The 13,465-nt window shown below is 30.4% G+C and carries 15 protein-coding genes; 1 reads left to right on the forward strand and 14 read right to left on the reverse strand.

All coding sequences use genetic code 11. The features are described from left to right. Nucleotides 1–180: 180 nt before the first annotated feature. On the forward strand, nt 181–852 hold the full coding sequence (locus LL038_RS13735) for a YARHG domain-containing protein (RefSeq protein ID WP_216121884.1): 672 nt from the start codon (nt 181–183) through the stop codon (nt 850–852). 78 nt (nt 853–930) lie between these two features. Here LL038_RS13735 and LL038_RS13740 read toward each other — a convergent pair whose 3' ends face one another. The 14 genes from LL038_RS13740 to LL038_RS13805 all read right to left on the reverse strand — a co-directional run bounded on the left by LL038_RS13740 (nt 931) and on the right by LL038_RS13805 (nt 13,425). After that, nucleotides 931–2,634 (reverse strand): diguanylate cyclase, encoded by a 1,704-nt coding sequence (locus tag LL038_RS13740; protein WP_216121887.1) that lies wholly within the window; start codon nt 2,632–2,634, stop codon nt 931–933. 68 nt (nt 2,635–2,702) lie between these two features. Continuing rightward, entirely contained in the window at nt 2,703–2,837 is a 135-nt protein-coding gene (locus LL038_RS13745) for a cyclic lactone autoinducer peptide (RefSeq protein WP_216121888.1), read from the reverse strand. A 5-nt stretch (nt 2,838–2,842) separates the two neighbouring features. Continuing rightward, the gene (locus LL038_RS13750) at nt 2,843–3,496 is read right to left on the reverse strand and encodes an accessory gene regulator ArgB-like protein (protein WP_216121890.1); all 654 of its coding nucleotides are present in this window, start codon (nt 3,494–3,496) and stop codon (nt 2,843–2,845) included. After that, the gene (locus LL038_RS13755; protein WP_216121891.1) at nt 3,480–3,965 is read right to left on the reverse strand and encodes a hypothetical protein; all 486 of its coding nucleotides are present in this window, start codon (nt 3,963–3,965) and stop codon (nt 3,480–3,482) included. Before LL038_RS13755 ends, LL038_RS13750 begins: the two co-directional genes overlap by 17 nt. A 142-nt stretch (nt 3,966–4,107) precedes the next feature. Further along, nucleotides 4,108–4,644, reverse strand: coding sequence for a DUF5317 family protein (locus LL038_RS13760; protein WP_216121893.1), 537 nt, complete (start codon nt 4,642–4,644; stop codon nt 4,108–4,110). Between the two features lie 112 nt (nt 4,645–4,756). Then, nucleotides 4,757–5,902 carry an ArgE/DapE family deacylase gene (locus tag LL038_RS13765; RefSeq protein ID WP_216122155.1) on the reverse strand — a complete coding sequence of 382 codons (1,146 nt, stop codon included), beginning with the start codon at nt 5,900–5,902 and terminating at the stop codon, nt 4,757–4,759. 165 nt (nt 5,903–6,067) lie between these two features. Further along, nucleotides 6,068–6,562 (reverse strand): GNAT family N-acetyltransferase, encoded by a 495-nt coding sequence (locus LL038_RS13770; RefSeq protein ID WP_216121896.1) that lies wholly within the window; start codon nt 6,560–6,562, stop codon nt 6,068–6,070. A 239-nt stretch (nt 6,563–6,801) separates the two neighbouring features. Further along, nucleotides 6,802–7,056, reverse strand: a complete 255-nt coding sequence (locus LL038_RS13775) for a hypothetical protein (protein WP_216121898.1) — start codon at nt 7,054–7,056, stop codon at nt 6,802–6,804. A gap of 104 nt (nt 7,057–7,160) precedes the next feature. After that, nucleotides 7,161–7,817 (reverse strand): DUF975 family protein, encoded by a 657-nt coding sequence (locus LL038_RS13780; protein ID WP_216121900.1) that lies wholly within the window; start codon nt 7,815–7,817, stop codon nt 7,161–7,163. Between the two features lie 237 nt (nt 7,818–8,054). After that, on the reverse strand, nt 8,055–8,999 hold the full coding sequence (locus LL038_RS13785; protein ID WP_216121902.1) for a ribonuclease Z: 945 nt from the start codon (nt 8,997–8,999) through the stop codon (nt 8,055–8,057). Nucleotides 9,000–9,040: 41 nt separating this feature from the next. After that, complete coding sequence (locus tag LL038_RS13790; protein ID WP_216122158.1) at nt 9,041–9,382, reverse strand: zinc ribbon domain-containing protein YjdM; 342 nt, start codon at nt 9,380–9,382, stop codon at nt 9,041–9,043. Between the two features lie 238 nt (nt 9,383–9,620). Beyond that, on the reverse strand, nt 9,621–9,827 hold the full coding sequence (locus tag LL038_RS13795) for a hypothetical protein (RefSeq protein ID WP_171298133.1): 207 nt from the start codon (nt 9,825–9,827) through the stop codon (nt 9,621–9,623). Nucleotides 9,828–9,883: 56 nt separating this feature from the next. Then, entirely contained in the window at nt 9,884–11,722 is a 1,839-nt protein-coding gene (locus LL038_RS13800) for a glycosyl hydrolase 53 family protein (protein WP_253199990.1), read from the reverse strand. A gap of 167 nt (nt 11,723–11,889) precedes the next feature. Then, entirely contained in the window at nt 11,890–13,425 is a 1,536-nt protein-coding gene (locus tag LL038_RS13805; protein WP_216121906.1) for an ABC transporter substrate-binding protein, read from the reverse strand. Nucleotides 13,426–13,465 lie beyond the last annotated feature (40 nt).

Consider the following 13,465-nt stretch of genomic DNA (forward strand, 5'->3'; position numbering starts at 1 on the left):
TTACCTTACATTATAATAAATTCATGAGTAATGGTAAAGGCTAATATTAAATATTGCTAACAAATTATAAATTTAGCATGAATTCGACATAAACTCATTGTTTTTATTTTAAAACCTTTAAAATCCACTTTTATTTTAGTATAATATCTATTATAAAGCTTAAAGAGGAGACGGTGGTTTATGTATTGTTCTAAATGTGGTTCTGAGATAAAAGATGGCGCCAATTTTTGCTTTAAATGTGGTAATAAAAGCACAAAACAAAATATAGTAAATCCCGAAAAGATTTCAACTATACCAGTAGCAAATACTTCAAAGAAAATTAATGCTTCAAACGAAATGACTACTTCAATGGCAAGCATCAAAAATCAACCTAATACTAAAAGATTTATTATAATTGCTGTTGTAATTGGAGTGTTATCAATAGGATTTATTAGCTATTATATTTCGCTTTCAAAATTTTCATCCACAACTACTAGAGCTTCAGATACAACTTCTATAAAAAACGAAGTTATTCCAAGTAATACTGTTAATAATAAAACCCCTAAAGCAAAATCTAAAGCTACTACATCTGCAAATAAAACTGATTCGACTGATTCCTATGTTTTTTCCAAAAGCAGTAGTGAAGATCTTTTAGACTCTGATGTATCTACATTAGTAAAAGGAGATTTATCTTTAGCTAGAAATGAAATCTTTGCAAGACATGGTTTTATATTTAAAAGTGAACCTTTTAAAAGCTATTTCAATAATAAGTCTTGGTATAAACAAAATCCTCTTTTTAAGGGAACTGATCCAGAATTAAATGCAAAAGAATTATATAATATACAATTAATTTTGAAATATGAAAACAAATAACAGAATTCAGAAAATACTGATAAGGTTATCCACATTTTCTGAATTTCTTGTGATTTTATAATAAATCAAAAATATCTTCTAATCATCTACATTACCTATACGATTTTCATTTTCCCTAATAACTTCGATAAACGAATCCGCAATTTCTTTATCAAACTGCTTACCACTACATCTTTTAAGCTCCTCAATAGCTTCTTTATAAGTTTTTCTTATATTATAAGGTCTAGAAGACGTCATAGCATCAAAACAATCTACTACTGTTAACATCCTTACAAGGTAAGGTATATCTTTTCCTTTTAAATTATCTGGGTATCCATTACCATCGTATCTTTCATGATGGTGTAATATTAGAGGAGCAATTTCCTTAAGTGATTCAACAGATTTTATAATCTCTACTCCATTTACTGAATGTTGTTTCATTATTTCCCATTCATCTGGGGTTAATGGCATATTTTTATTTAATATTTCCTTTGGAATATTTATTTTTCCAATGTCATGCATATAAGCGCCATATATTAATTCCTTTTTATTTTTTTCATTTAGTTTAAGTTTATCAGCGAGTAACCTACCGTAAATAACTACCCTTTCGACATGACCATATGTATATTTATCCTTAGCGTTAATAACACTTATCAGAGTTTTTATTGATGTAATAATATCTATATGTTCATCTTCTGTATCAATTTTTAATTCTTCCAATATAGAAGTATAACTTTCAACCCTATTTTTATCAAAAAACTTAGCCCTATAAAGTGCATCATCCGCACTTTTAAAAAGTTCAATAGCATTTTTAGCTTTATTTGGATAAATCGATGTTCCTATTGATACAGTCAATTTACCATTTGGCTGATTTTCTTCACCACTAAAGTAGGTTGTTTCTATCTTTATTCTTAATCTTTCTGCTAGCTTAATTGCATCTTCTTCAGAAGTATTTGGAAGAACTATAGCAAATTCTTCTCCCCCATATCTCGCAACTACATCATCTTTTCTAAAACTATTTTTCAATATAAAACCAACTGACTTAAGTACTTCATCACCCATTTGATGTCCATTCATATCATTATAAATTTTAAAATAATCTATATCTATTAAAATCATCGCTACTAAATTATTCTCTTTTTCACAGGTTTTCATTATTCCCTCTAATGCATCATAAAAGAATCTATGATTATAAAGCCCTGTAAGCCCATCCTCATTTGCTAATCCCTCGAGTTTCTTTATATGTTCATCTTCTATTCTCACATAAAATCCCAACGGCCATGCAGTAAGAATAAAAACTCCAGCTAAAATTAAATCATTCTCAAAAAACTGATTAACTTGTACATTAGGTGCACCCATAATAAGATCTAATGATAATATAAAAATTGAAGAAATACTTGCAACTAACATACCTTGTTTCATGCCTTGTTGAAGTGTTGAAGTTATTATAATAAATAAAAATAAAAATTTATAATCACTTGTATTTTTACCTGAATAAAATATAACAATAATAAAAAATAGAATAAATACAAGGTTTTCTATGATTTGTACAATGTTAATATATTTTGAATCTATTTTTTCAACAGTCGCTATTGACCATATAAAATATACCGACAATAATATTAATATAACTACGAAAAATGAAATAAAACTATAATTAGTATCTACTGTGACTTCTGCTATGGTATTACCCTTAAAAAAATATCTTAGAAATGCCATTCCAGAAAATAATAATGAAGCTAATTTTACTATTGACACTATTTCTCGAATTTTTTTTTGTTTGTTTTCTTTTAAATCACCCATATTATCACTACCTCATTAAATTCATTATAATAAATAAAAAAGGTCAGTAAACTGACCTTTTTTATTTATTATTTTTCTCTTAGGCATTTTGGTTCTTCAGGCTGATAAGTAGAAAAATAACATGCCGAAGTAGCCACAGAAGTTGCCATAAGTGTTGTTACTACTGCAATTAAAGTGAATAGGTGTTTCTTTATAAATTTCATAATATTTACCCCCTTTTTTTAATTATATGATTTAAAAAGTGATCTACTTTACCTACTAATAAGTGCCCTAGAGATGTAAGAGTAAATACTTGCCATAATATGCCAGAATATAAACATAAAACATAAAACACAAGTTTTTTTTCTCCATTACTTATATAAAGCAGGATAAGAAATACTGTTATACCTAAATAAGCACTTAAAAGTATTATAGATCCTTTTTTCATCCGATTTCTTTTTTCTTCTTTTACTATAGGTTTCGCTATGCTGTCCACTGGAACTAATTTATAAATTGTGTAATAGGACCATATAAATATCACAACTCCCAGTATTATTGTTGATTTTAAATTAACCACACCGCTTATTAAAAGTGATATTAATACCGCCGGTCCTACACTTACAATTATTCCTATGAAAGTGCAATTTCCAGGGGAGCTTGCATGAACCCCGCCTGAATATTTTCTAAGTATAGCAGCTGTAAAAGATATTATTATAGCTGCAAAAGCTACATGAAACAACAATCCAAATAAAAATACAAGAATTACAGAAAAAAATGTCTGCATTAAAGCAAAAGCACCATACGCAATTACCTCTCTATTATCCTCATCAAGTGATAATTCCACTGCTACTTTATTAGCAATATTATTAGATATCTTCTCCATTCATTACCTCACTCAACTTATTTTTTTTAACCAAATAGACGTAATATGTAAATACTATAAGTGCAAAAATCACCAATGATGGAGTAGCATATAATATCTTTGATAAAGGTTGACTAAACACATGATTAACATCTACTTTAAATACGTATTGAACTATAAAAACATTAATTCCTTCACAAACAAATAACAGAATTACTGTCATTATGCTTGCTTTTATAGATTTGATTATACTTATTTTATTTATATTATCTGTTATTAGAATAATTATTATAATATTAAGAATAGTATGTACACCATATTGAATTGGTAATAACCTTATTACATAAACTGCAATAAGATATATTATACTTGATATTATATATTCTTTTACATTAATGACAGTTTTAGAAAATACATAAACTGCAAAAATAACTAAAAACTCCTCCGGCAAACTTCTTAAAATCACTTCTAATAAAGTCAATCTCAACATTTCTTATTTTTCTCCTAACAATCCTACAAATGTTTTGTATATATTATCAATTATATCATTAATATTACAAAATAGGATATATTTATTAATATAATTCAATTAATTTTATATACTATTTAATCAAAGTTTCATCCTTTATTATTTATGTTTTGTTAATGACTTTTATAGTATTAAATAAAATTATAAAAACAAAAACTCTTATACATATGTCGCCAATACTCATAATACAATAACCTACATCAATTATGTCTGTTAAAAACTTCATTTTAGTAACTCCACTTCCTAAAATGTGTATATCCTTAACCTTCATAAAAGAATCTGGTTTTACATAACCAGTTAAGTATGATAATTTTGGGAATACTGGCATTTTCCCATTATTGGCAGCTATAACAATCTTATTTAATATACTTCCAATAATAATAAATATTGACCCTATAATTGCGCTAAAATTAAGCTTATATTTAATAATCAAAATTATAAATGTTAAAAGATAAAAATAATGGAAAACACTGGTATATTTTATAAATGAATAATTATCATTAAATATCATAACCTCTGAAATTACATACAATAGTACAAATGTTAATACAGGGTATATCGCCCAGTTCTTAAAAAGTGGTCTTATTTTATACCCTTTTATCTTTGCAAAAACAAGTGCTAAAAGTATTGGTTCGATCATATATATTCCTCACATTCAGAATTTTTACATTTAGTTTAATTTATTCCTGTTTCGATTATACTAATGTTTAGCATATATTTCTACCTTTTTACAAAAAAAATGTGTTTTTTTATTATTTTAAATATCGTAATGCTATTTCCTTGTATAATTTAATAGAATCAATGTATTTACTTATTTTTACGTATTCATTTGGCTTATGAGCTTGCGTTTCTTCGCCAGGTCCACAAATAATAACAGATAAATTGTTATCAAAACTTGGAACAAATATGGATGCATCTGTGCAATAATTTACACCTTTGCCTTTATACTCACTTCCAAATAATTCTGTTGCTGTATCTAATGCTAACTTAATAAATTGATCATCTGATTTGTTTTTCAATGCCACTTTATCATTAAAAACTTTAATATCAAATTTAGCTTTAGAACTTGACTCAATTTCTGCTAATAATTCCTTAATATCTGATAGAATTTCCTGATGGTTTTGACCAGGAACAGTACGAATGTCAATTTGCATTTTGCACATATCAGGCACTACATTGACTTGGACGCCACCAGAAATAGTAGCAATATTTAAAGTTGGACCCCCAAGCAGACTATCCTCTCTATATTTGAATTTAAACTTATCATGCAAAGTATTTATAAAATAGTTCATGTTATCAATCGCATTAATTCCATGTTCAGGCATTGACCCATGAGCAGTTTTTCCATATGAAATTACCTCCAGCCATAATGCACCTTTGTGGGTAACAAAAATCTCACCACCACTAGGCTCAGCAATAACCATAGCTCCAGCATCATTCAAACTTCCATCTGCTACCATAGTATTTGCACCTATACAATCAACCTCTTCACCTGCAGTCGCTGCAAAAACGAGGTCCCCGTCCAATGTTATTCCTGATTTAGAAACTTCAATCATAGCCATAATTAAAGCAGCTAGCCCACCTTTCATATCAGAGGATCCACGCCCATAAATTCGACCATCAATTTCCTCAGCCCCAAATGGTTCATGTTCCCATGGAATTTCTCCCACTGACACAGTATCCATATGACCACAAAAAACTAAACTTTTTTTATTTCCTGTTCCTTTTATCCTAGCCACTAAATTGGCACGGTTGTCACCAACAGATTGTATTTTAGATTCAATACCACTTTCCCTTAACTGCTTTGCAATAGCCATAGCTACCAGTATTTCATTACCAGGTGGATTGCTACTGTTAATTCTTAAAAGATCTTTTAGAAAATCAATTGCCTCTTTAATTTGTAATCACTCCTCATAACATTGCTTTACTATCTCTTATATTTATATTCCCTAAAGATTATAGTATATTCGATAATAGGTATAAGTGCTCTTAATTGTTGAAAATAATAAATTAAATTGATAATTCATTAATATGTGAAAGCTTTGCTTTCCAATCTACATTTTCTAATGTGTTATCGTTAATATCATGTCATACCATTTCGCACCACCATGTACTGATTCAGATACACCCATATTTTTATATCCAAATTTCGCATAATAATGAATAAGTCTCTCCTTACACGTTAAAATAACCCCTTTTAGGCCCGCTACCTTTGATACCTCTATCATATAATTCATGAGTTGCGCTGCAATTCCTTGATTACGATACTTTGGTACTACATCTAATCCAAAAATAGTCTGATAATCTCCATTTGGATTATGTAGTGTAGCATCCTCGTATAGCTCATCATAGATAACAGTTCCATTAATAACACAACCATTTACGAACCCAATAATTTCCCCATCTACTTCTGCTACGAAAAAGTTCTCTGAAAATGTTTTGATACGTTCTTCTAAAGATATTCTTGTAGCTGCTTCCGCCTTTGGAAAACAACTTGACTCCACTTTCGTTATCGCGTCTAAATCCCTAATGACTGCTTGTCTAATTTCAATTTTCATTATAATTCTCCCTTCATTACCATCAATTTATACCAATTTGTTTAACGATATTTCAGAAGGAAAATCTTTCACATCTATAATTGGGAGTTAACTCTCCTTCTGAAGTCGTTAATTTACAGCTCCGAAGGAGATGATTTAATAATACTACAACAAAATACAACTTGAAAATTTTTCAAGTTGTTTTTATAATTATTATTTTTCATTATATCAACACTTTCTAAGACTATAACATAAAATCTTTAGCTTTCCACTACATCCTCAATATACTCAGCGTTTTCCAATTCCTCAAAAGCATCTTCTACAGATATACTGTCTAAAATCCTACCAGTAAGAATTACACCTTTTTTTATATCTTCATCCCATTGAAAATCAGTCATTACGCTATCAATCCCTAAGTCTTCAGCCATATCCTTTGCACTAATATCTTGACCTTTATAGTTTTCTAGACCGTCTTCACTAATTGTGATTTCATAGATTTTATTTTTCTTTGGCATTTTTATTCCTCCCTAAACTATAATATAATATTTTAAAAATACTACATCTAATGTTCTACAAAGGACTGAATAATATCCCTCTGTTTTTTTTAGGGTATAAAAGTTTAGATTATATTAAATCTTATATCCTGGTAAAAGTTAGCTTTAGCAGCTTCATAGTAAGGATTAATCCATAAAAATCCTATACCAAAAGTTATTATTCCTAATATGAACCAGCCTATATAACTACACCATAAACTAAACAGTTTAAATTTGAAGCCAACCATCATGCGTTTACTTCGGTCTAATGATTCTGAGGCACTTAGTTCAGGATTATCCATCATAATATAGTATGACATTGAATATCCTAGCGAAGCAATAATTCCTGGAATGATAAGAAGCAAAGTCCATAAAATTGTGAAAAGCCCAATAAGAAAATTTAGAACAAATGATTTCACAAAAAATTTAAAACCACTAAACATATTTTCAATAACTGGCCCCTCATTCCGTATAAGCTTAAGAAAATAAGCTGATACACCAAGAGTTATTGGTCCAGACAAAACAAAACTTACCAAACTACCAAAGCCATTGGATGAGTACGTCATTGGAACTCTAACCAATTCTTCATTCTGCCAAACATTTTGAAAGGAATGTACAACATTCCCCCCTGAAAATGACATTGTAACTAACCAAGCAATAAAACACACGATCCCAGCTTGAAGCCATTTACCATTTAACTGCTGCATTGCCCTACGTTTTAAATCGCTACTTTGTTGCGGCATGTTTTTACCCTCCCCTTAATAATTTAACTAATCGTTCTTAATTTACGCTCCTATTTATAGTATTCAAATATTGTCTTAAATAACCCTAAAAATTTAATTTTACTATCTTATCACATTTTTTAGCAAAACACTCTGATTACATACTTCAATATCATTCTACAATTACCCTTTAAATTTCCTAGGAAATATCAAAAACCACTACTCCCATAAGTAGTGGTTTTATAGATAATTATTTTTCTAATCCTTAAAAGAAAGCGACTGCACTTTTCTATCCGTACCAATAAAAGTATTTTTAAAAATGACTTCCGCTCTATCTTTATACTCTTCTGGGCTCAGCATTGAAGGACTAAAATGTGTTAATAAAAGTTCTTGTACTTCTCCATCTACAGCAAGCTTTGCTGCCTCGCAAAAAGTCATGTGTTTATTTCGTGTAGCTTTTTCAATATCGTTTTCATCACCATAAGTTCCCTCACATACAAACAAGTCACTTCCATTAATAAATGCTTTTATTTTAGAAATTGGTCTTGTATCTGTTATAAAACTAATCTTTATTCCTACTCTTTCAGCTCCAAAAACCAACTTTGGAAAATATGTTTTTCCATGGTCCGTTATAATCTCATTTTTCTGGAGTCTATTCCAAAATTCCTTTGGTATTTCATTTTCAATTGCACTTTTGACATCAAACTTTGGTTTTCTATTAAAATAGAGGCTGTAACCTAAACAATTAGTTGAATGCTCAAGTTCCAGTGTTGAAATTATCAAGTCATTAAATTCTCCTACTGTAGCCTTTGTAGGATCTAATGAAGCTTTTATCTTCACGGGTTCTTGTGGATTTTCTAAGATATTAATTTCATAAGGAAGATAAGGGGCTATAACCATTAACCCTTTAATAATAGCTGTAATACCTATAGGCCCAATTATAGTAATTGGAAGCGTTCTGCCACTGTTACCAATTGTTAAAAGCAAACCTGGAAGTCCAACAATATGATCTGCATGTCCATGAGTTAAACAAATCACATCTATTGATTTAAATCCCCACCCAAGTATTTTCATAGATACCTGAGTGCCTTCTCCACAGTCCATTAATATTTTTCTTCCTTTATAACTTATGAGGAGTGAAGATAAATATCTTTCTGGAATTGGCATCCCTCCTCCACATCCTAGAAGTGCTAAATCAACCAATTAAATCATCTCCATCTATTTTTTTGTTTATAAAATATTACCTATATTTTTTTAACAAATTCAGATTTTAATTCCATAGCTCCAAAACCATCAATTTTACAATCAATATTGTGATCTCCATCAACCAAACGAATGTTTTTTACTTTTGTACCTTTTTTTAAGGATGTTGGACTTCCCTTTACTTTAAGATCTTTAATTAGTGTTACAGAATCACCATTGTTTAATACATTTCCATTTGCATCTTTAATAATTTTTTTCTCTTCACTATTTTCAATTTCTGATCCTAAAGTCCACTCATTTGCACATTCCGGGCAAACAAAAAGACTTCTATCCTCGTATGTGTATTCTGAATTACATTTTGGGCAATTTGGCAAATCAGCCATAATTTCATTTCCTCCATTCGTTATTGTTTCTAGCATATAATTCCTTCTAGATTTCATTGTTAAATCATCTCCTGCGGTGCTGCAACATCTTCGCAGAAGATACGTTAGTTTCCCATTCGTTTATATACTATCATAGTCTTCTACTATCTACAAACCATCATCCAAATATATATATAAAACACAGTAGATAAAAAATATATATCTACTGTGTTTTAAAATTTAAATGTTTTTAATTAATTTAGTTTTTGTTTCTAGTCCCTTCATTCGCAGCTTGGACGCTAGCATTTCCATTAACCTTATATCCATTGTTAGCATTTTTACTATCTAAGCTATTAGCAACAAGACTTTGGTCCTTTTGTTTTATGCTCATATTTTTACTCAGACTATTATCACTATTAGGTATAATATTTTGATTGCTTTCAGCTATGGATTTATTTTGGCTCATAAAAAACATCTCCTTTAATAATTATTCTATATTATAATGCCATTAACTTAATATACTTATACTAAAATAAAAATTGCGTATTTAACAAAATTTACTATTTTTATTAAATCTATATTTAAATCATTAAGCGAGATATCATTATTCTTAATTAATTTAAATTCATCAATATTACCCCACTGTCCTCCCGTAGCTACATACTTTGCACCTATTGTTAGAGTTCCATCTGTTACCTTAATATTATTAATTGTAGGTTTTGTCCACACACGCCAACCCGAATTTGTAAAATTAGTTGTTAATGTGGTTTTATCTGATGTCTGCGCATAAATTTGTGAAGTTGTTTCACCACCACTACCCGAAACCCAAGCAGACAATTCATATGATCCATTAGCTAAGCCTGTAATAGTTTGAGAAACAGTAAAATCCTTTATGGTATCATTATAATGTAATGCACTATTCCCAGAGTGTGAATCCTTCTCTAGATCCAATGCTGCTACATCACCGGTCACTGTCCAGTCATTTAAACCTAACTCAAAACCATAATTATTTATTAACTTAGTATTTTTGGTAACGATTACCTCGCATGTTGCAGTCTTATTCCCATCTAGAGTTGTTACGGTAATAGTTGCGGTTCCCGCCTTAACCCCTGTAATAATTCCATTTGAAGAATCTATTTTTGCAATGGTTGAATCTGAAGTCGCATATTTAACACCCGTAATTGTTGCATTTATTGGTGTTATAGTAACCTTTAAAGCTACAGTATCACCTACTTCAACAGCAGTGCTTGTTTTGTCAAGGGTTACTTGTTTAACTGGGAATGGGTTATATTCAATTGCACCAGGTATAAAAGCTTCCATAGCCTTTGTCGGTTTTCCATCTGAGCCCCAGGCACTCAATGCATATCCACTCCAGCTTTTTGCGCCTTCTGGTTCCCAGTAAAATACTCCAGTTCCCCTATTGTTAGGAACTGCTTTTACTTTATCCTGAACAGCTACAAGCATATTGTAAGTATTTATAGGTTCCGTATCTAATCCACCTACCTCAACTACCATCACTTCTTTACTGTATCTTGCTGCCATATCATTTAAATTATTTCCCAATGCGTCTATGTTTGAAGTATAATCCATTCCTGCCCAATATGGATAATAGGACATTCCGATTATGTCATATTTAGCATTATTAGCTTTGAGACCATCAAAATACTTTCTAAAATTCACATTATCATATCCATCAGCTATATGTATAATAACTTTTGTATTATTACTTATATCCTTAACAGCATCATATCCCCTATTTATCAACTGAGCTAATTTACTATAATCCTTTATACTTCCATCTGGAAGCATCATACCAGGATTAGTTTCATTTCCTACCTGAACCCATTCTGGTGTAACACCAGCAATTTTTAATGCGTTCATAACTCCTAATGTATAGTCATATACATCAGTCTTTAAGACGCCAAAATCGTGATCTTTCCAGGCTAATGGTTTTACTTGTTTTCCTGGATCTGCCCAAGTATCACTGTAATGAAAGTCTATCATTATTCTAAAGCCCATGGCTTTTGCCTTAACCGCCATGGCAACTACCTCAGATGTACTGCAATGACCATCGGTTTTACTATCTGAGGGATTAACCCAGGTTCTTAGCCTAATTGAATCAATTCCATAATCTTTTAAAATAGATAAGCAATCCTTTACATTTCCATCTTTATCTTTAAATATATAGTTCGTAGCCTCCATCTGTGAGAGCCAGCCTACGTCTGCACCTTTTGCAAATGTACTAGTACTGGACATTTCCGCTTGTACCTTCATAATTGCATGGAAATTACTAATTATCCCCAAAACAAGTGTTGTGCATAAAACTTTTGATAAAACACTCTTAAACCTATTTTTAAACATTAATATTCCCTCCATTTATACCCTCTTATACTATAACTAACTATTTTTATATTTTTTAAAATTTTTCATAAATTTATTAAAAATACCATACTTCATCTTATAGTACTAATAATGAAGTATGGTATTAATTAAGTAAATTTATGCAATTGTGGAATAATATTTATAGTTTATTTTTTAGATTTAATAAATTTATCTGCTTGCTCCTGAACTGCTTTCATTACCTTATCTAATCCTGCAGCTTTTAATTTTTGACTGTAAATTTCAACGCCCTTAGCTGGATCTGCTATTATTCCAAGATGAAGAGGAAGGCCGTATTGAGTAACTACAGTGTTTATTGCTGCCATTTCATTTTTCACAAGACTATCATCAAATGTAAATGTTTCTAAAGGATTATGAATAGTATCATCTTTTTGCCATTTAGCAATAGTTTCTGGTACTATCTTTGGTCTAGCAACATCTGTACGAGTTATAGATGTATGCCATCCCCATGGGCAAACGTTTCCTGCTGGGAAATTAGCTGTGGCACCTAAAGTTTTGAATTCTTTATCACCAACCGCATCCCAATGAGTACCTTTTATTCCGTTAAAACTTATGTCATTTAAATCTTTATCGTATCTTAAAAGGTCTAATGCCATTAATGCTCTCTCAGAATTTTTTGAATTTGCATTTATAGCCATACCATTATTAGTGTAAGGATTAGCAAATTTTTTGCTTCCTGGTAATATATCTGCTATTTCTACTTTCCACTCAGGATGAGCTGCATTCATTATTTTAAGATCATTTGCAACTGATCCAATATTCCAAATCATTGATGCTGACTTTCCAGCTTTAAATCCATCATCTCTTGTTTCTTTACTAGAAATAGAACTCTTAGACCAATAACCACTGTCTGCATATTTTTTCATTTTTACAGCATAGTCTTTATATTCCGGTGTATCAATTATAGAAAATATTTTTCCAGTAGTATCATTCATTTTATATCCTAAAATAGGGTCAGAACCATATGTTCCCATTACTCCAGTAAAACCATTTGCCTGAAGCTCTAAAGGAAATTGAAGATTTTGTCCTCCGCCATTGATTATAGGAACTATATCTTTTTCATTTTTTGCTATAGTCTCATAATATTTTTCGAGACCTGCCTGACTTGTAATTGCAGGTATATGATATTTTTCTCTTAAATCCCCTCTAATACCTACAACTGAATATGCATACTCATCTTGGTCATTAGGAATCATATATATTTTTTTATTAACCTTAGCTTGTTCCCATGCAAGTTTAGGTTCGTTTTTAACGCTTTGAGGCGCATATTTTTGGAGTAGTTCAGGTGTTAACTCAAGAAATCCATTTCTAGTAGCCATTTGGTTATAATAACACCATCCTGTTGCTGTAAAAATCAAATCAAAATCTTCCCCTGACGAGAATAACAATGGATATTTTGTAGCTTGATCTCCCCAAGATATGAAATTAACATCAATGGTTGCGTTAATTTTTTTCTTCAAAATCTCATTCATTTTACCATAAACAGCATCGGCATCTTTTGGCTTATCTCCTAGAATATACATTTTAAGCTTCACCGCATCTTTTGTATCAGCAGTTGCTTTAGTCGAAGTTGTATTTTTACTTGTTGAACAACCCGAAAGTGATGACATAATGATACCAGCTACTAAAAATGTAACCCCGAACTTTTTCATAAATTTATTCATAACTAATTTTCCCCCTCATAATGTACTATATATTTAATTA

Source organism: Clostridium estertheticum (assembly GCF_026650985.1).
GTDB classification, from domain to species: Bacteria; Bacillota; Clostridia; order Clostridiales; family Clostridiaceae; genus Clostridium_AD; species Clostridium_AD estertheticum_C.

What these genes read in the sequence shown, in the direction of transcription:
- LL038_RS13735 (WP_216121884.1), top strand. Translation starts at nt 181, where the DNA reads ATGTATTGTTCTAAATGTGGTTCTGAGATAAAAGATGGCGCCAATTTT.
- LL038_RS13740 (WP_216121887.1), bottom strand. Translation starts at nt 2,634, where the DNA reads ATGGGTGATTTAAAAGAAAACAAACAAAAAAAAATTCGAGAAATAGTG.
- LL038_RS13745 (WP_216121888.1), bottom strand. Translation starts at nt 2,837, where the DNA reads ATGAAATTTATAAAGAAACACCTATTCACTTTAATTGCAGTAGTAACA.
- LL038_RS13750 (WP_216121890.1), bottom strand. Translation starts at nt 3,496, where the DNA reads ATGGAGAAGATATCTAATAATATTGCTAATAAAGTAGCAGTGGAATTA.
- LL038_RS13755 (WP_216121891.1), bottom strand. Translation starts at nt 3,965, where the DNA reads ATGTTGAGATTGACTTTATTAGAAGTGATTTTAAGAAGTTTGCCGGAG.
- LL038_RS13760 (WP_216121893.1), bottom strand. Translation starts at nt 4,644, where the DNA reads ATGATCGAACCAATACTTTTAGCACTTGTTTTTGCAAAGATAAAAGGG.
- LL038_RS13770 (WP_216121896.1), bottom strand. Translation starts at nt 6,562, where the DNA reads ATGAAAATTGAAATTAGACAAGCAGTCATTAGGGATTTAGACGCGATA.
- LL038_RS13775 (WP_216121898.1), bottom strand. Translation starts at nt 7,056, where the DNA reads ATGCCAAAGAAAAATAAAATCTATGAAATCACAATTAGTGAAGACGGT.
- LL038_RS13780 (WP_216121900.1), bottom strand. Translation starts at nt 7,817, where the DNA reads ATGCCGCAACAAAGTAGCGATTTAAAACGTAGGGCAATGCAGCAGTTA.
- LL038_RS13790 (WP_216122158.1), bottom strand. Translation starts at nt 9,382, where the DNA reads ATGGCTGATTTGCCAAATTGCCCAAAATGTAATTCAGAATACACATAC.
- LL038_RS13795 (WP_171298133.1), bottom strand. Translation starts at nt 9,827, where the DNA reads ATGAGCCAAAATAAATCCATAGCTGAAAGCAATCAAAATATTATACCT.
- LL038_RS13800 (WP_253199990.1), bottom strand. Translation starts at nt 11,722, where the DNA reads ATGTTTAAAAATAGGTTTAAGAGTGTTTTATCAAAAGTTTTATGCACA.
- LL038_RS13805 (WP_216121906.1), bottom strand. Translation starts at nt 13,425, where the DNA reads ATGAATAAATTTATGAAAAAGTTCGGGGTTACATTTTTAGTAGCTGGT.